At 74.0% G+C, this 17,260-nt stretch carries 16 protein-coding genes; 9 read left to right on the top strand and 7 right to left on the bottom strand.

The window, feature by feature from the left end:
* Positions 1–8: 8 nt before the first annotated feature.
* Complete coding sequence (locus CP977_RS23560) at positions 9–1,388, top strand: FtsW/RodA/SpoVE family cell cycle protein (protein WP_062752202.1); 1,380 nt, start codon at positions 9–11, stop codon at positions 1,386–1,388.
* A gap of 31 nt (positions 1,389–1,419) precedes the next feature.
* Positions 1,420–2,895 carry a penicillin-binding transpeptidase domain-containing protein gene (locus CP977_RS23555; protein ID WP_062752203.1) on the top strand — a complete coding sequence of 492 codons (1,476 nt, stop codon included), beginning with the start codon at positions 1,420–1,422 and terminating at the stop codon, positions 2,893–2,895.
* A 36-nt stretch (positions 2,896–2,931) separates the two neighbouring features.
* Here CP977_RS23555 and CP977_RS23550 read toward each other — a convergent pair whose 3' ends face one another.
* Positions 2,932–4,050: a ferritin-like domain-containing protein gene (locus CP977_RS23550; RefSeq protein WP_062752204.1), complete on the bottom strand. Its 1,119-nt coding sequence runs from the start codon at positions 4,048–4,050 to the stop codon at positions 2,932–2,934.
* A gap of 272 nt (positions 4,051–4,322) precedes the next feature.
* On the opposite strand from CP977_RS23550, the gene CP977_RS23545 reads away from it, so the two are divergent.
* From CP977_RS23545 to CP977_RS23525, 5 genes are all read left to right on the top strand, one after another.
* Positions 4,323–5,087 (top strand): MerR family transcriptional regulator, encoded by a 765-nt coding sequence (locus CP977_RS23545; protein WP_109185378.1) that lies wholly within the window; start codon positions 4,323–4,325, stop codon positions 5,085–5,087.
* Positions 5,088–5,280: 193 nt separating this feature from the next.
* Positions 5,281–6,003: a TetR/AcrR family transcriptional regulator gene (locus CP977_RS23540; protein WP_062752206.1), complete on the top strand. Its 723-nt coding sequence runs from the start codon at positions 5,281–5,283 to the stop codon at positions 6,001–6,003.
* Positions 6,004–6,028: 25 nt separating this feature from the next.
* The gene (locus tag CP977_RS23535; RefSeq protein WP_152370768.1) at positions 6,029–6,325 is read left to right on the top strand and encodes a hypothetical protein; all 297 of its coding nucleotides are present in this window, start codon (positions 6,029–6,031) and stop codon (positions 6,323–6,325) included.
* 77 nt (positions 6,326–6,402) lie between these two features.
* Positions 6,403–7,689 carry a C40 family peptidase gene (locus CP977_RS23530; RefSeq protein WP_062752208.1) on the top strand — a complete coding sequence of 429 codons (1,287 nt, stop codon included), beginning with the start codon at positions 6,403–6,405 and terminating at the stop codon, positions 7,687–7,689.
* A gap of 48 nt (positions 7,690–7,737) precedes the next feature.
* Complete coding sequence (locus CP977_RS23525; protein ID WP_062752210.1) at positions 7,738–8,163, top strand: hypothetical protein; 426 nt, start codon at positions 7,738–7,740, stop codon at positions 8,161–8,163.
* 7 nt (positions 8,164–8,170) lie between these two features.
* Here CP977_RS23525 and CP977_RS23520 read toward each other — a convergent pair whose 3' ends face one another.
* From CP977_RS23520 to CP977_RS23495, 5 genes are all read right to left on the bottom strand, one after another.
* Positions 8,171–9,406: a styrene monooxygenase/indole monooxygenase family protein gene (locus CP977_RS23520; protein WP_062752212.1), complete on the bottom strand. Its 1,236-nt coding sequence runs from the start codon at positions 9,404–9,406 to the stop codon at positions 8,171–8,173.
* Between the two features lie 41 nt (positions 9,407–9,447).
* Positions 9,448–10,092 carry a GTP-binding protein gene (locus CP977_RS23515; protein WP_062756868.1) on the bottom strand — a complete coding sequence of 215 codons (645 nt, stop codon included), beginning with the start codon at positions 10,090–10,092 and terminating at the stop codon, positions 9,448–9,450.
* A gap of 121 nt (positions 10,093–10,213) precedes the next feature.
* Positions 10,214–10,645 (bottom strand): DUF742 domain-containing protein, encoded by a 432-nt coding sequence (locus tag CP977_RS23505; RefSeq protein ID WP_062756869.1) that lies wholly within the window; start codon positions 10,643–10,645, stop codon positions 10,214–10,216.
* A 5-nt stretch (positions 10,646–10,650) separates the two neighbouring features.
* A complete protein-coding gene (locus CP977_RS23500) occupies positions 10,651–11,142 on the bottom strand; it encodes a roadblock/LC7 domain-containing protein (RefSeq protein ID WP_062752214.1) in 492 nt (163 codons plus the stop codon).
* Complete coding sequence (locus tag CP977_RS23495; RefSeq protein WP_229991386.1) at positions 11,139–14,180, bottom strand: sensor histidine kinase; 3,042 nt, start codon at positions 14,178–14,180, stop codon at positions 11,139–11,141. The genes CP977_RS23500 and CP977_RS23495 overlap by 4 nt, the downstream gene beginning before the upstream one ends.
* 371 nt (positions 14,181–14,551) lie before the next feature.
* Here CP977_RS23495 and CP977_RS23490 point away from each other — a divergent pair, with 371 nt between their 5' ends.
* Positions 14,552–15,349, top strand: coding sequence for a hypothetical protein (locus CP977_RS23490; protein WP_152370767.1), 798 nt, complete (start codon positions 14,552–14,554; stop codon positions 15,347–15,349).
* A 4-nt stretch (positions 15,350–15,353) separates the two neighbouring features.
* Here the strand turns inward: CP977_RS23490 and CP977_RS23485 are convergent, their stop codons facing one another.
* Complete coding sequence (locus CP977_RS23485) at positions 15,354–15,785, bottom strand: MarR family winged helix-turn-helix transcriptional regulator (RefSeq protein ID WP_062752216.1); 432 nt, start codon at positions 15,783–15,785, stop codon at positions 15,354–15,356.
* A 585-nt stretch (positions 15,786–16,370) separates the two neighbouring features.
* Here CP977_RS23485 and CP977_RS23480 point away from each other — a divergent pair.
* Positions 16,371–17,201 carry a lysozyme gene (locus CP977_RS23480; RefSeq protein WP_152370766.1) on the top strand — a complete coding sequence of 277 codons (831 nt, stop codon included), beginning with the start codon at positions 16,371–16,373 and terminating at the stop codon, positions 17,199–17,201.
* The last annotated feature ends 59 nt before the right edge of the window (positions 17,202–17,260 follow it).

Genomic DNA, 17,260 nt, shown 5'->3' with positions numbered 1-17,260 from the left:
TTGCGGCCATGACCGCACCGCGAACGGACGCGCCCCCGCCCGGGGCCCCCGTCCCGAAGCGCCGCGGCGTGGAACTCTCCCTCCTCGTCTGCGCCGTCCTCATCTCCGTCTACGGCTACGCCGCGGTCGGTCTCGCGCGCGGCGGCGCCGTGCCGCCGGACGCCGCCCGGTACGGCGCCGGGCTCGGCCTGCTCGCGCTCATCGCCCACCTCGCGGTCCGCTTCGGCGCCCCGTACGCCGATCCGCTGCTGCTGCCGATCGCGGTCCTGCTCAACGGCCTCGGCCTGGCCCTGATCCACCGGCTCGACCTGGAGACGCCGTACGACCTGGCGGCGCCCACCCAGCTGATCTGGTCGGCGCTCGGGGTGACGCTCTTCATCCTGGTGGTGCTGCTGCTGCGCGACCACCGCACGCTCCAGGGGTACGCGTACGTCTCCGTCGCCGCCGCCCTCGCCCTGATGCTCCTGCCGGTCTTCTTCCCCGCCGTCAACGGTGCCCGGATCTGGATCCGGATCGGCGGGCTCTCCTTCCAGCCCGGCGAGTTCGCCAAGATCCTGCTCGCGGTCTTCTTCGCCGCGTACCTCTCCGCCAACCTCAACGCGCTCGTGTACACCGGCCGCCGGATCTGGAAGTTCCAGTTCCCCTCGGGGCGGGTCCTCGGGCCCGTCGTGGCGATCTGGCTGCTGAGCGTCGGCGTCCTCGTCCTGGAGCGGGACCTCGGCACCTCGCTGCTCTTCTTCGGCCTCTTCGTGATCATGCTGTACGTGGCGACCGGCCGGACCGGCTGGATCGCGGTCGGCCTGGTGCTCGCCTCCGCCGGCGCCTTCCTGGTCGGCTCGCTCGAACCGCACGTCCACGGCCGGGTGCAGGACTGGCTCGACCCCTTCGCCTCGATCCGGGCGGGCGAGGGGCCGGGGCAGCTCGCCCAGTCCCTGTTCTCCTTCGCGGCGGGCGGGATGCTCGGCACGGGGCTCGGCCTCGGCCACTCCGTGCTCATCGGCTTCGCCGCCAAGTCCGACTTCATCCTGGCGACGGCCGGCGAGGAGCTGGGGCTCGTCGGCCTGACCGCGCTCTTCCTGCTGTACGCGCTGTTCGTCGGCCGCGGCTACCGCGCCGGCCTGCTGCTGCGCGACCCCTTCGGGCGGCTCCTCGCGATCGGGCTCGCCTCGATCGTGGCGCTCCAGGTCTTCGTGATCGCGGGCGGGGTGATGGGGCTCATCCCGCTGACCGGCATGGCGATGCCGTTCCTGGCACAGGGAGGTTCGTCCGTGGTGACCAACTGGGTGATCGTCGCCCTCCTCGTCCGGGTCAGCGACTCGGCGCGCGCGCCGCGCCCGGAGTCCGCCGACACCGGGGAGCTCGAACGGGTCAAGGAGGGGGCCGCGTGAGCGTACGCACACCCGTTCCCGGGGCCGCCCCGTGATCCGCTACATCCGGCGCGCCGCCGCGCTCTGCCTCCTCCTCCTGGCCGCGCTGCTCGTGAACGCGGGCCGCGTGATGGTGGTCGAGGCCGGGCCGCTGAACGACGACGCGGCCAACCGGCGGATCGCGATCAGCCGGTACGCGCAGCCGCGCGGCGAGATCCTGGTCGACGGGAAGCCGGTGACGGGCTCCCGGGACAGCGGGCAGCAGCTCCGCTGGGAGCGGACCTATCGCCGGGGGCCGCTGTACGCGCCGCTGACCGGCCACGCCTCCCAGACGTACGGCACGACGCTCGTCGAGAACGCCGAGGACGCGGTCCTGGCGGGCACGGAGCCGATGCTGGCGCCGCTGCCGCTCCTGAAGGGCCTCACCCGGGGCCGTGAGCCCGGCGGCGACGTGGTCACCACGGTCAGGGCGTCGATGCAGGAGACCGCCTTCCGGGGGCTCGACGGGAAGCGGGGCGCGGTGGTGGCGGTCGAGCCGGCCACCGGCCGGATCCTGGCGCTCGTCAGCTCGCCCTCGTACGACCCGGGGGAGCTGTCCGGGACGGGCCCGGGGGTCCGGGAGGCCTGGGAACGGCTGAACTCCGCGCCGGACAAGCCGATGCTGAACCGGGCGCTGCGGCAGACGTACCCGCCGGGCTCCACGTTCAAGATCGTGACGGCGGCGGCGGCCCTGGACGCGGGCGTGGTGCGGGACGTGGACGCGCCGACGGACACCCCGGACCCGTTCGTGCTGCCGGGCACCCGGCAGGTGCTGCCGAACGAGGCGGAGGGCTGCGGCGACGCCTCCCTCGCGTACGCCCTCCAGTGGTCGTGCAACACGGTGATGGCCGGGCTCGGGGTGGAGGTGGGCCTGACGGAAATGGTCGACGCGGTGGAGCGGTTCGGGTTCAACGACACGGCGCTGCGGGTGCCGTCGTGGGTGGCGAGGTCCACCTTCGACCGGGACATGAGCCCGGACCAGCTGGCGCTGTCCTCGATCGGGCAGTTCGACACGACGGCGACCCCGCTCCAGATGGCGATGGTGGCGGCGGCGGTCGCCAACAACGGCGAGATCGCCCGTCCGCACCTGGTCGACCGCACGACGACCTCCGGCGGCGCGACCGTGGAGCGGGCCGCCCGCCGCGTCCACCGGCAGGCGATGAACCCCTCGACGGCGCTCCGGCTCCAGGAGCTGATGGTGCGGGCCGTGAAGGACGGGACGGGGAAGAACGCGGCGATCCCGGGGGCCCGGGTCGGCGGCAAGACCGGCACCGCCCAGCACGGCTTCGGCAACACCGGCACGCCCTACGCCTGGTTCATCGCCTGGGCGCAGGGCGAGGGCTCGGCCCGGCCGGCGGTGGCGGTGGCGGTGGTCGTGGAGGACGCGGAGGACTCCCGTACGGACATCAGCGGGGGCGGGAGCGCGGCGCCGATCGCGAAGGCGGTGATGGAGGAGGCGCTGCGGTTGGAGGCGGCGGGGAGGAGGTAGGGCGCGGGCCTGCGCGCGGGAGGCCTCCGCGCCGGGTCACTCCGGGTCCGCCGCGCGGCTCCCCGCCTCGATCGCCGCCGTCACCTCCGCCGCCCGGTCCCGTTCCTCCGCCGCGAAGCGCTCCGCGTCGAGCCGTTCCGCGACCTCCTCGTCCTGGGCCATCAGCAGGTCCAGGTTGGAGTCGCCGAGGTCGAAGACGCCCATGTCCAGGTAGGCCTTCTGGAGGCGCGGCCCCCACAGGCCGATGTCCTTGACGCAGGGGACGATCCGGCTGAAGAGCAGCTTGCGGAAGAGCCGGAGGAACTCGCTGCGCTCGGTCAGCTCCTCGGCCTCCTTGCGGGCGACGCCGAAGTTCACCAGGACGTCGGTGGCGCGCAGCCGGTCGCGCATCAGGTGGCAGCCCTCGATGACGAACTCCTCGCGCTCGCGGAGCTCGGCGTCCGAGAGCTGCCGGTAGTGGTCGCGCAGGGCCATCCGGCCGAAGGCCACGTGCCGGGCCTCGTCCTGCATCACGTACGCGAGGATCTGCTTCGGCAGCGGCTTGTCGGTGGTGTCGCGGATCATGCCGAAGGCGGCGAGGGCGAGGCCCTCGATGAGGACCTGCATGCCGAGGTAGGGCATGTCCCAGCGGGAGTCGCGCAGGGTGTCGTCGAGGAGGCCCTTGAGGTTGTCGTCGATCGGGTAGAGCATCCCGACCTTCTCGTGGAGGAAGCGGCCGTAGATCTCGGCGTGCCGGGCCTCGTCCATGGTCTGGGTGGCCGAGTAGAACTTGGCGTCGAGGTCGGGGACGGACTCGACGATCCGGGCGGCGCAGATCATGGCGCCCTGCTCGCCGTGGAGGAACTGGCTGAACTGCCAGGAGGAGTAGTGGCGGCGCAGTTCGCCCCGGTCCTTCTCGGACAGCTTGGCCCAGTGGCGGGTGCCGTGCAGGTCAAGGGCCTCGTCCGGGGTGCCGAGCGGGTCGTACGGGTCGACCTCCAGGTCCCAGTCGATGCGGGTGGCGCCGTCCCACTGCTTGTCCTTGCCCTTCTGGTAGAGGGCGAGGAGGCGGTCGCGGCCGTCGTCGTAGTCCCAGGAGAAGCGGGCGGCGCCGGCGGCCGGCACGTCCCAGACCGCTCCGTCGGGGGCGTTCGTGTAGAGGTCGTGCGTCGACATGGACGACTCCTTCTTCCGGCCCGCTTCGGTCGATCGGCTTCGGCCCGTCTCCAGCAGGCTCACACGCTGTTGACGGCCCGTCAATAAGTCGTACGGGAGTGGTACGAGCGCGGGGTGCCTCCGCCTTCACCGAGCCCAAGTCCGAGTCCGGCCCCGGCCTCGCCCCAGGACCTGTCCGACAGGGTCTCGGTCGGGCTTGCGCTTTCCGTTGCGGCAACTTCTACGGTCGTGTGCGTGGCCGGAGAGACCGGCCCGGCGAGGGAGGAACCGGCATGGCCTGGTCGATCGCGGAGGTGGCGCGGATGTCCAGGGTGACGTCGCGGACGCTGCGGCACTACGACGAGATCGACCTGCTGCCGCCCGCGTGGATCGGAAGCAACGGGCACCGCTACTACGAGGAGGCCGATCTGCTGCGGTTGCAGCAGATCCTGCTGATGCGGGAGCTGGGCCTGGGGCTGCGCGAGATCCGGGCGGTCCTGGACAGCCGGCTCGACCGGGTGGCCGTGCTCCGCGAGCACCACCGGCGGCTGCTCGCGGAACGGGACCGGCTGGAGACGCTGGCCCGTACGGTCGGCCGCACCATCGCCGAACTGGAAGAAGGCGGGGACAAGGGAAAGATGACCGGGATCAACAAGCCGGAGAACCTGTTCGAGGGGTTCCAGACCCCCTCGGAGACCGAGGCCGAGGTACGGGAGCGGTGGCCGCGGGCATGGGAGCAGACCCGGCAGGCGGTCGAGGCGATGACCTCCGAGGAGACGGAGCGCTGGCAGCGCGAGGTGACGGCGCAGATGATCCGCATGGCGGAGTTCATGGTGGCCGGCACGCCGGTCTCCGACCCCGCGGTACAGGACGAGGTGGACGCCAACTACCAGCAGATCTGCCGGTTCTGGACCCCGAACGCGGCCGCGTACAAGGGAGTGGGCCAGACCTACGTCGACGACCCGCGGATGCGGGCGAACTTCGACAGGATCGCCGAAGGCCTCGCCCTCTACCAGCGCGACGCGATGACCGTGTACGCCGATGCCCGACTGAGCTGACCGCACGCGCCCGAGGGTCTGTCCGGCCATGATCCGCCGGACAGGTCCCAAGGGCCGGCGGGTCGTGGGCGCGGCCGGAGGCGAACGGCCGCGGCGGTCACGGTGCCGTCCGCCGGCCCGCCGGTTCCTCGGTCACGCCCGGGGATCCGGACCGCGCGCCCGCCCGGGAGGCCGCGCGGTTACGCTGCGGAGCATGACGAGTCCCGCCACGCCCGCCTACCGCAGGCTCAGCGTCGAGGAGCGGCGCGGCCAGCTGCTCGACGCGGCCCTGGGGCTCTTCGCCCACCGGACGCCCGAGGACGTCTCGCTGGACGACGTCGCCGAGGCGGCCGGCGTCTCGCGGCCCCTCGTCTACCGGTACTTCCCCGGCGGCAAGCAGCAGCTGTACGAGGCCGCCCTGCGCTCCTCCGCCGACACCCTGAACCGCTGCTTCGCCGAGCCGCTCGCCGGGCCGCCCACGGAACGGCTCGGCCGGGTGCTCGACCGCTACCTGGCCTTCGTGGACGAGTACGACGCCGGGTTCAGCGCCCTGCTGCGCGGCGGCAGCGTCGTGGAGACCCCGCAGACGACCGCGATCGTGGACGAGGTGCGGCGGGCCGGCGCCGAGCAGATCCTCCTCCACCTGGGGGTGGAGCGGCCGGGGCTCCGGCTCGGGATGCTGGTCCGGACGTGGATCGCGGCCGTGGAGGCCGCCTCGCTCATCTGGCTGGGCGAGGGGAAGCGGCCCCCGGCTCCGGAGCTGCGCGACTGGATGGTGGACCACCTGGTCGCCCTGCTCACCGCGACGGCGGCGGGCGACGAGGAGACGATGGAGGTCGTCCGGCGGCTGCTCGCCCAGGAGACGTCCGGGGGGCCGGTGGCGGACCTGGCCCGCCGGTTGCTCCCGGTGGTGGGCGAGGCCGCCCACCTGCTGTGAGCGGCGCGCGGGGGAGACTGGAGGGGTGAGAAGCGAGAACACGCCCTTCCGCGGCGGCCCCCTGGACGGCCGGGTCCTGCCGATCCTGCTCGGTCCGACCGGCCACCCGCCGAAGTGGTACGAGGTCCCGGTCCCGGCGCACGGCGGGAACCCGCCGAGGGTGTACGCCTACCGGCGCGAGCCCGCCGGGTACACGAAGCGCCTCGGCCTCCAGCGCGGCTGGGTGTACGAATACGCCCCCGGGGGCCGGGAGCGGCGCGAGCTGAGGTGGCCGTGGTCGAAGCCGGGCAGGGGGTCCGGAGGCTCTGGTCCGACCGGGTGAGCACGCCGGACGCGCCCCTGTTCGTACGGTAATCGGATGAAGTGAACCGTCATCATCCCCGTGGAGGTGGTGGTGACGTGTCACGAAGTCTGCTGCGCACGGTCTGTACGGGGGCGCTCGCCGCCCTCGCGGTGCTCGCGGGGGCGGTGCCGTCGGGCGCCGACCCGGCGGACCCGCCGGTGGAGCCTCCGGCCCCGGCCCCGATCGCCCGGCCGGACCCGGAGCGGGAACCGGTGGGCCCGGTGGACCCGAAGGCCTCCGTACCGGCCGCTCCGGAAACCACCGAAGAACTCCCGGACGCCCCGGAACCCGAAGACGACGCCGCCGCCCTCGCACCCCCCGGCGGGACGTCCGTCACCGGCCTGCTCACCCGTCTGCGCACGCTCTACCAGCAGGCCGAGGAGGCCACCGAGCGCTACAACGCGGCCGAGGAGAAGCTGCGGCTCCAGACCGCCGACGCGCAGAAGCTCACGGCCCGGCTCGCCGCCGCGCGGGCCGACCTCGACCGGGTCCGCGCCGAGGCCGGGCGGATCGCCCGGGAGCAGTACCAGGGCAGGTCGGAGCTCTCCTCGTACCTGGACGTGCTCTTCGCCCCGGACCCGCGGGCGGCGATGGACCGGGAGCGGCTGGCGTCCCGGGCGGGCCGGGACCGGGCCGGCGCCGTCGCCCGGCTCCAAGGGGCGGCCCGGCGGGCCGACGCCCTCGCGAGCGCCTCCCGCAAGGCCCTGGACCGGCAGCGACGCCTGTCAGCCGAACAGCGCGTCCGGCGCGACGAGGTCCGGACGAAGCTGAAGGAGGTCGAGAAGACGCTCGCCGGCCTCTCCCCGACCCAGCTCACCCGGCTCACGGAACTGGAGCGGACGCAGACGGCGGGCGCCCAGCGCGAACTGCTGGACTCCGGCGTCCTGGACGGCCCGCGCACCCCGTCCCGCGCGGGCGCGGAGGCCCTGCGGTTCGCGGTGGGGCAGATCGGCAAGCCGTACGAGTGGGGGGCGGAGGGCCCGGACGCGTACGACTGCTCGGGCCTTACGCAGCGGGCGTGGGCGGCGGCGGGCCGCGAGATCCCCCGCACCAGCCAGGAGCAGTGGGCGACGCTCCCCCGGGTCCCCCTCGCCGAGCTGCGCCCCGGGGACCTGGTGGTCTACTTCCCGGGCGCCACGCACGTGGCGGTCTACCTGGGCGAGGGCCTGGTGGTCCAGGCCCCGCGCCCCGGCGCGAAGGTGAAGGTCTCCCCCGTCGCGGCGAACCCGCTGCTCGGAGCCGTACGCCCGGACCCGACCGGAACGGCCCTGCCCTCCTACACCCCACCGGCCCTCCCGGAGGGCGCGAGGGACGGCGGGGACGAGGGCTTCGACGGCGGCTGAGCACTCCCGAGCACGGGACGCCCGGACCCGGCCTGACAGACTGGCCCCATGGCACTCCCCGACGGCCGACGGACCGGCACGATCACCGAGGGCGCGGGCTCTCCGGACTGGTCGGTCCGCGCCGCCGTCGGGCGGCGACTCGCCTCGTCGGACGAGGCCGAGCAGAAAGCGGAGGTGCTCCTCCGCCTGCTCCTGGACCCCCACGACACCGCCGTCACGCAGGACACGGCGAACGCCCTGCTCCGGCGCGACGACACGTTCGGTCTTCGCCAGGTGCTCCTGGCCCTGGACCGCGCCACCTCGGAGTGCACCGCGGACGAGCTGGCCGCCGCCGTCCACTTCCCGGCGCGGACGACCGACGAAGGCACGGACCGGCTGCTCGCACGGTTGCGGGGCCTCACGGCCGACACCGATGCCGGTGTCCGCCGTGAGGCCCTCGCCCTGCTCGCCGAGATGGCCCCCGAGGAGAGCTGACCGGACGTCAGCCCCGCGTCAGCGACGCCAGGTACGCCCCCGTCTTCTCCGGTTCGTAGAAGAAGTTCTCGAAGTCGGAGGGGTCGTTGAAGCCGTTGGCGAAGCGGTCGGCGGCGGGCTGGAGTCGGCCTGCCGCGCCGAGGAGGTTCAGGACGTGCTCCGGGGGCGGGGACAGCATCGCGTTCGTCCACTTGGTGACGTGCTGGGCCGTCTGCCAGTAGCGGTCGAAGGTGGCGTTCATCCAGGCCTCGTCGAAGGGCGCCTCGCCGTGTTCGACGATCGAGGAGAGGTAGGCCGCCGCGCACTTGGAGGCCGAGTTGGAGCCCTGGCCCGTGACCGGGTCGTTGGCTACGACGACGTCCGCGACGCCGAGGACCAGGCCGCCGCCGGGGAGCCGGCCGATGGGGTGGCGGACGGTCGGGGCGTACCGGCCGGCGAGGGTGCCGCCCGCGTCGGTCAGTTCGACCTTGGTGGCCCGCGCGTACTCCCACGGCGTGAAGCGTTCCATCAGCTCCAGCGTGAGCGCCAGGTGCTCGGAGGGGTCCTTGACGCCCTTGAAGACGTCCAGCGGGCCGCCGGGGATGCCCTCCCAGAAGAGGATGTCGGCGCGGCCGCCGGTGGTGAGGGTCGGCATGACGAACAGCTCGCCGACGCCCGGGACGACGTTGCAGCGGACCGCGTCGAACTCCGGGTGCTCGGGGCGCGGGCCGAGGCCGTGGACGTACGCGACGGCCAGCGCCCGCTGCGGCGCGTCGTACGGGGAGCGCGAGGCGTCCCGCTCGAACATCGAGACCAGCTCGCCCTTGCCCGCCGCGACGAGCACCAGGTCGTAGTTGCGGGAGAAGTAGTCGAGGTCCCCGACCGCCGCGCCGTGGATGACGAGCTGGCCGCCGCGCTGGGCGAAGGTCTCCATCCAGCCGGCCATCTTCACCCGCTGGTCGACGGACTGCGCGTACCCGTCGAGCCTGCCGACCCAGTCGATGAGGCGGGAGGAGTCGGGTCCCGCGACCGAGACGCCGAGGCCCTCGATCCGGGGGGCCTGGGACTCCCAGAAGTTGAGCCCGAGGTCCCGCTCGTGCTGGAGGGCGGTGTCGAACATGCACTGGGTGGACATGACCCGGCCGGCGCGGATCTCGTCCGCCGTCCGGTTCGACATGAGGGTGACCTCGTACCCCCGCGACTGCAGTCCGAGGGCGAGCTGGAGGCCGGACTGTCCGGCCCCGACTATGAGTATCTTCCGCATGGGTGGTGCTCCTGGCGTGGCGTAAGTGAGGGGGAGGCGGGCTATTCGGGGGTGGCTTCCAGGGCGTGCGCGACCATGGCCAGCAGGGTCTCGACCACGCTGTAGCGCTTGCGCGCGTCCATGATCACCACGGGGACGCGCGGGGGCACGGTCAGCGCCTCCCTGACGTCCTCCGTCTCGAACAGCTCGCTGCCCTCGAAGTGGTTGACCGCCACGATGTACGGGATCCCGCAGCTCTCGAAGTAGTCGAGGGCCGGGAAGCAGTCGGTGAGGCGCCGGGTGTCGGCGAGCACGATCGCCCCGATCGCGCCGCGCACCAGGTCGTCCCACATGAACCAGAAGCGCTGCTGTCCCGGCGTGCCGAAGACGTAGAGCACCAGGTCGTCGTCGAGCGTGATCCGGCCGAAGTCCATCGCCACCGTGGTGGTGAGCTTGTCCGGCGTGGCGGTGAGGTCGTCGGTGTCCTCGCTCGCCCGGGTCATCAGGGCCTCGGTCTGGAGCGGGGTGATCTCCGAGACCGCGCGGACGAAGGTGGTCTTGCCGACGCCGAAGCCGCCCGCGACGACGATCTTCGTCGCCGTGGGGGCCTTGCTGTGGTCGAGCTGCCAGTCCTGGGCGCCCTCCTCGGCTTCCGGGCCGGAGGGTCCGGACGCGCCCGACGGGCCGGGGCGGGGCTGGGCGGGGATGCCGACGGCCGTCTGCGTTTCGGGGACGGCTTCGGCGACGGTGCCGGAGGCGGTTCCGGAGGTGACTCCGGAGACGGCGGCGGAGGCCGTTCCCGAGGCGGTTCCGGAGACGGCGGCGGCGTCAGAGACGGCGGAGTCCACTCAGCACCCTTTCGAGGAGCGCGCGGTCGGGCTGGCCGGTGCCGTGACCGGTCCCGTACACACGGATCTTTCCCTGGTCGGCCAGGTCGCTGAGCAGCACCCGGACGACCCCCAACGGCATCTTCAGAAGCGCCGAGATCTCCGCCACCGTCCGCATCCGGCGGCAGATCTCGACGATGGCCCGCATCTCCGGCATCAGGCCGCGCGCGCCGGTCCCGCCGTCCGTCAGGACCTTGCGGGCGGCGGGCGCTTCGAGCGCCGCCACGAAGGTCTCGACGAGCAGGACGTGGCCGAAGCGGGTCCGGCCGCCGGTCAGCGAGTACGGGCGCACGCGCGCGGGGCGGCGCCCCTCCCCCCGTACCGGCAGCTTGAAGGCGTGCGGAAGCGGGGACATCGAGGGCGTCGAGGACATCGCCGTCACCGGGGGCCCTCCAGCGACTTGCGCAGCTCGCTGCGGACCTCGGGGGTGAGGACGTGGCCGGCGCGGCCCACGAAGAGCGCCATGTGGTACGCCACGACGCTCATGTCGCAGTCGGGCGTGGCGTGCACGCCGAGCAGCGAGCCGTCGCTGATCGACATGACGAAGACGCTGCCCTCGTCCATCGCCACCATGGTCTGCTTGACCCCGCCGCCCTCCATCAGGCGCGCGGCGCCGACGGTCAGGCTGCCGATGCCGGAGACGATGGTGGCCAGGTCGGCGCTGGAGCCGCGCGGGCCCCGGGGGGCGCCGGGCTCCCCGGCGGGCGTGGCGTCCTGTGGGGGTTCCGGGTCCGAGGACAGCAGCATCAGGCCGTCCGAGGACACGACGGCCACCGAGCGGACCCCCGGCACCTCCTCGACCAGATTCCCCAGCAGCCATTGCAGGTTGCGGGCTTCCGTACTCAGTCCGAACGTTCCCGTCGCGGTCAACTGCGTGCCTCCTCGACTGTGTCCCCCGTCTTCTCCTCTGTACGTGCAGTCCTTGCGTTCTCTATCCCCGCCGTCCCCGTACCCGGTCCCGCCGTGCCCATCTCGGCCTCCACGTCGCGGCGTCCGGCCTCGGCACCCCGGTGGAAGCCGCCGAGCCTGCGGCGCAGGGCCTCGGCGTCCACGCCGCCCCGGCGGGGGGCGGCGGCGGGTCCGGCCTGGCGCACCACCTGGGGGGTGCGCTTGGGCAGGCCCTTGTCGGTGACCCGCTCCCACTGCGCGGGGCGCGGCCCGGGCACCGACGGGTCGAGGGCCGGCTCGGGGTCGGGGGTCGGGGCGGGAGCGGGGGGCGTCGCCGGGGCGGGGTGGGCGGCGTCCGGGCCCCCGTCGGCGGCGCGCTCGTGGGCGTCCGGCTCCGGCGGCGGGACGGGCAGCCGGACCTGGAGCGTGGTCTCGGAGACGGACTCCGGGGCGTGGGACTCCTCGCTCTCGTACGACTCCGAGGGCGCGGGCGCCGGCTCGGGGGCGTACGGCTCCTCCGCCGTCCGGCGCGGTTCCGGGTCGTACGGGTCCTCGGAGACGGCCTGCGCCTCGTACGGCTCCTCCGGTCCGTGTGTCTCCTCCGGCCGGCCCTCGTCGGGCTCCGCCTCCGCGAAGGCGCGTTCCGCCGCCTCCACCAGGGGGTCGCGGGTGCGGGACGGCAGGGTGTTGGAGTTGGCCTCCGCGGCCGAGCCGGGGAGCTGGATCACGGGGGCCGTGCCCGCGACCCGTACGGGCTCCGTCACGGCCGCCGGCGGGGCGGTGGGCAGCAGGGACAGCGGCAGGACCACGACGGCCGCCGCACCGCCCGGCTGCTGCTCGCGCAGCTCGACGCGGACGCCGTGGCGGGCGGCGAGCAGGGCGACGACCCGCATGCCGAGGCCCTCGCCGTCGAAGGCGTCCGGGTCGGCCTCGGCCAGGCGCGCGTTCAGCTCGGCGAAGCGGGCGGGGGTCATGCCGATGCCCGAGTCCTGGACGGAGAGCATCACCTCGCCGGTCTCCAGGAGCCAGCCGGAGAGCTGGACCTCGGCGTCGGGCGGCGAGAAGGAGGTGGCGTTCTCCAGGAGTTCCGCGACCAGGTGGCTCAGGTCGTCGGCGGCGAAGCCGGCGACCTGGGCGTGCGGCGGCAGGGACTGGATGGTGACCCGCTCGTACCGCTCGATCTCGCTGACGGCGGCGCGCAGCACGTCGACGAGGGGGACGGCCCCGGCGTGGCCGTGGACGTGCTCGTGGCCGGCGAGGACGAGGAGGTTCTCGCTGTGGCGGCGCATGACGGTCGCCATGTGGTCGAGCTTGAAGAGGGTGCCGAGGCGGTCCGGGTCCTGCTCGCGCTCCTCCAGCTTCTCGATGACGCCGAGCTGGCGCTCGACCAGGCCGAGGTTCCGCAGGGAGAGGTTGACGAAGGTGTGCCGGACGGTGCCGCGGAGCTTTTCGAGCTCGGCGGTGAGGAGGGCGACCTGCCCCTGGAGTTCGGCGCGCTGGGCGGCCAGCTCGGCGGCGAGGGCCTCCTTGTCGGCGGCCAGGTCGGCCCGCTCGTCGGTGAGGTGCCCGGTGCGCGCGGCGAGGTCGGCGAGCCTGCCGTGCAGGGTGTTGAGGGAGCGGACGGCCTGCGCGAACTCGTCGTTGCGGCCGGTGAAGCGGACCGGCTCCTCGGTGTGCGGCTCGGGGGCGGCGGCGAGCCGGGCGGCGCCGATGCGGAGCACGGCGAGCGGCCGGGTGAGGCTGCGGGCGACGTAGGTGGAGACGCCGACGGCGAAGAGGAGGCAGCCGCCGAGGAAGGCGAGGCGCAGTTCGAGGGCGGTGACGTCGTCGTCGCGGAGCGCGGAGAGGCGTTCGACGCGCTGGGCGGCGAGGGCGGACTCGACGCCGCGCATCTGCTCGATGCGGGCGGAGAGGGCGGACTCCAGGGCGGCCGGGTCGGTCTTGCGCTCGGACGCGGTCAGCCGGGGCTGGTCGGTGAGGGAGGCGAGGGAGCGCTCGGCGCTCTTGACGTCGGGGCCGGTGACGGTGCCGGCGAGCGAGTCGCGGGCGGCGGCGCCGGCGGCCTGGTCGAAGTCGCCGAGGGCGGCGAGTTCGCGGACGCGGGCCTGCTGGGCGGCGGCGGTGAGGCGGTCGCGGGTCCGGTTCGCCTCCGCCGCGCCCTTCGGCTCCTCGGGGACGTAGGTGCCGGTCGTGTCGTCGTAGCGGAACTCGCCGGTGGGCTCGGGCTGCGGCACGGAGAGCGCGGCGAGGAGCAGGCCGCGGGTGGCGGAGGCCTGTTCGACGGCGCGGCCGAGGGCGGCGGGGGCGCGGGTGGCCTCGGTGAGGGAGGCGTCGGCGGCGCGGGCCGGGGTCCGGTCGGCCAGTTCGTCGGCGAGGGCCTGGAGCTTGTCGATGACGTCCGAGTAGGCCTTGTGGGCCTCCAGGGCGGTGCCCTTGCCGGTGAGGGCGGTGCGGCGGACGGAGGGGACGCCGGCGAGGTCGCGGTGGAGCTCCGGGGAGGCGGCGGGGCGGATCTCGTCGATCTGCCGGTCGACGCGGGTGGAGCGCACGGTGGTGACCTGGCGCTTCTTCTTCGCGTCGCCGCTCTGGGCGTCGCGTCCGGCGGCGATGTACGCGACGACCTCGTCGCGCTCGTCGGCGAGGGAGTGCGCGAGGGTGACGGCCTGGCGGTCGAGTTCGGCGAGGGTGACCAGGCGCTGGGAGTCGGTCAGCTCGGCGGAGGCGGTGAGGATCGCGGGGGCCCCGGCGGCGAGGACGGTGATGCCCACGAGGGCGACGCCGGCGACGAGGCGGTTGCGGACGCGCTTGGAGCGACCGGCGGGGGCGGTGGGCTGCGTCGGGGTGCCGGGTGCGGCGGGCCGTGTCGGGGCCTGAATGTGGGCCTGGGCCTGGGCGTGGTCGGCGGCCGGGCCTCCGGCGGGGGCCGTGGCGGCGCCGTCCGGGGCCGGCGGGACACCGGGGTTCTGGCTCCGCGTGCCGTTCTTGCTCCGAGGCCGCTTCATCTGCACCGGTGCTCGCATTCTTGACTCGTCCACCCACAAAGCAGAGGTGACGGCCGGTCACATGGAGCGCCCCCACCCCCGATACGGCTTCCGACCATTCCAGCGCTTCCGGGAAGGGGACGGGCATCGGCCGCTCCGCCACCCGAACGAGTGAACAACACTCCGTAGTTGGCGAACAACTTCCCCGGGCGGGGCCCCGGGGCCCGGAAACGTCCCCGGTTGGATCTTCCGCGCGGCCTTTGGCAGGATGCCCGCCCGCAGCTCCGCGGCGGCGCCCGTTCCGCCCCTCCCGTCACACCCGCCCCGTTGGTACAGGCCTTTTCCCGTCATTTGCAGGTCCGGTGAAGGGCCCGCCAGGGGCGGGCGCGGGGGCGGGCACACTGGGCTCCATGCGCAGCGACGTCGCCTCCCTCCCCGGCAGCCCCGAACGCCCCAATGAGGACTGGGGGACCGCCGTCCTGTCCCCGGTGGAGGGCAGGGGCACGGTCGTCCTCCTCGACGGTGTGACGCCGCCCGCCGGTGATGACGGTTGTGTGCACGGCGTGCCGTGGTTCACCGCCCGCCTCGGCGGGGCTTTGACCGAACTGTCCGCTTCCCGTCCGGACGCCTCCCTGTCCGAGATCCTCTCCCTGGCAATCCGGCGCACCGCGGACTCCCATCGGGGGACCTGTGACCTTTCTCACGTACGTACGCCTCAGGCAACCGTGGTCCTCGCCCGCTGGGACGGGGCGGTGGTCGAGCACCTCGTCCTCTCCGACTCGGTCCTCCTCCTGGAGGGGCCGGACGGGGCGGTCCGGGCGGTCCTCGACGACCGGCTCGACCGGGTGCCGGCGGAGGTGCTGCGGTCCGTGGCGGCGACGGACCGGCTGCGGAACCGGGAGGGCGGCTTCTTCACGGCGGCGGCCGACCCGGCGGTCGCGGGGCTCGCGGTGACCGGGACGGTCCCGCGCGGGGAGGTCCGGTCCCTGGCGGCGCTGACGGACGGGGCGAGCCGCTGGGTGGACCTGTTCGGGGCGGGCGACTGGACGGACTGCCTCGGCGTCCTGCGCACGGAGGGCGCGTCCGGCCTGCTCGGACGGGTGAGGGAGCGGGAGCTCGCGGACGCGGAGGCGGGGGGCGCACGGCGCTGGAAGCCGCACGACGACGCGACGGCCGTGTACGTGGAGCTGGGGCCGCCGGGATGCTGAGGCCTCAGCCCTCCGCCCGTACGTTGAAGTGGTGGAGGAGCCGGGCCAGCTCGGCGACCTCCGCGCGGTCCCAGTCGGCGAGCTTGCGGACGTAGCGCTCGCGCCGGGCGTCGCGGACGCGGCGGAAGCGGTTCCGGCCCTCCTCGGTGAGGCGGACGAGGAAGGCGCGGCCGTCGGCGGGGTCGGGGTCGCGGGCGACGAGCCCGAGGTCTTCGAGGGCCCGGAGCTGGCGGCTCATGGTCGCCTTGCCGACGCCGAAGTACCCGGCGAGTTCGGTGGCCCGCTGGGGCCCGGCGTCGTCGAGGCGCACGAAGAGGCCGTAGGCGGCGGGCTCCAGCTCGGGGTGGACCTCCCGGGCCATCTCGCCGGACTGGGCGCGGGCACGGCGCAGGAAGACCGCCAGCTCGCGTTCGAGGGCGAGGAACTCCCGGTCCACGGGGGCGACCGGAACGGCTCCGGCTTCGCCGGGGGCCGACGGGACGACTGCGCCCCGGGCCTCGCCGGGGGCCGGCGGAGCAGCGTCGGCCCCGTCGGAAACCGGCGGGGCGGCCCCGCGCTCCCCGGAGACCGCCGGGACGGCTCGGGTCCCGGCGGAAGCCGGCGGAGTGACCCCGGCCCCACCGGAAGTCGGTGCGGGGGGCGCAGCCCCGGCCTCGCCGGAGCCCGGCAGGGCGGTCCCCTCCGCGTCGGGCGCGGGCGTGGCGGGCCCGGTCCCGCCGAGGGGCGGTGGGACGGCCCCGTGCTCACTTCCCGTACCGCTTCCGTGCACGTCAGCGCCTCCCACGCGTTCCCCGGTGGCGTGATCCCGCCACACCGGCGGCCTTCCGCCGCTGAAAGTTTCTTCCCGTCGCGGTCGTTTCCGCAGCTCTTCCAGTATTTCGCAGGCGTAGACCAACGGCGGTGTCCGGACCCCCTTCCACGGGTGGGTCTACGTGCGTAGCGTCGTTCCCACCACCCCCACTGACATGTCCGCGACAGGACATGCCGCCCCCTCTCCCCACGAGCCTTTCGGAGGCACGCGATGCGTGTGCACAGATCCGGAACGACCCTCGCCGGCGCCGCCCTGACGGCCCTGGCCCTCCTGCTCCCCCTCGTCGGCACCGCCGGAGCCGCGGACGCGGCCGCCCCGAAGACGCCCGCCCGCGGCACCGCCAGCATGGGCATGGGCGTCCTCGAACACGACGGGCGCGGCACGACGGCGCCCGCGGGCGCCTCGGTCCAGGCCGTCCAGACGGAGGGCGTGGACGTCTCCAGCCACCAGGGGAACGTCGCCTGGGCCACGCTGTGGAACAGCGGCGTCCGCTGGGCCTACGTGAAGGCGACGGAGGGCACCTACTACAAGAACACCTACTTCACGCAGCAGTACAACGGCTCGTACGACGTCGGCATGATCCGGGGCACGTACCACTTCGCCACCCCGGACACGGCGAGCGGCGCGGCCCAGGCCGACCACTTCGTGAACAACGGCGGCGGCTGGTCGAAGGACGGCAGGACCCTGCCGGGCGTGCTCGACATCGAGTGGAACCCGTACGGCGCGACCTGCTACGGCAAGTCCCAGTCCGGGATGGTGTCCTGGATCCGCGACTTCCTGAACCGCTACAAGGCCCGGACCGGGCGGGACGCCGTCATCTACACGGCGACGAGCTGGTGGACCCAGTGCACCGGCAACTACTCCGGCTTCGCCGCCACCAACCCGCTGTGGATCGCGCGGTACGCCTCCTCCGTGGGCGAACTCCCGGCCGGCTGGCCGTACTACACGATGTGGCAGTACACCTCCACCGGCCCGGTGGTCGGCGACCACAACCGCTTCAACGGGGACCTCTCGCGCGTGAAGGCGCTCGCGAACGGCTGACGCCCCGCCGCTCCCTCCCCCCGCTTCCCGGCGGCCCCCGGGGCACATCGCGTGCCCCG

The organism is Streptomyces cinereoruber, assembly GCF_009299385.1.
Lineage (GTDB): Bacteria > Actinomycetota > Actinomycetes > Streptomycetales > Streptomycetaceae > Streptomyces > Streptomyces bikiniensis.
The sequence above is the reverse complement of the archived record's forward strand: the minus strand, read 5'-3'. Positions and strand labels throughout refer to the sequence as shown.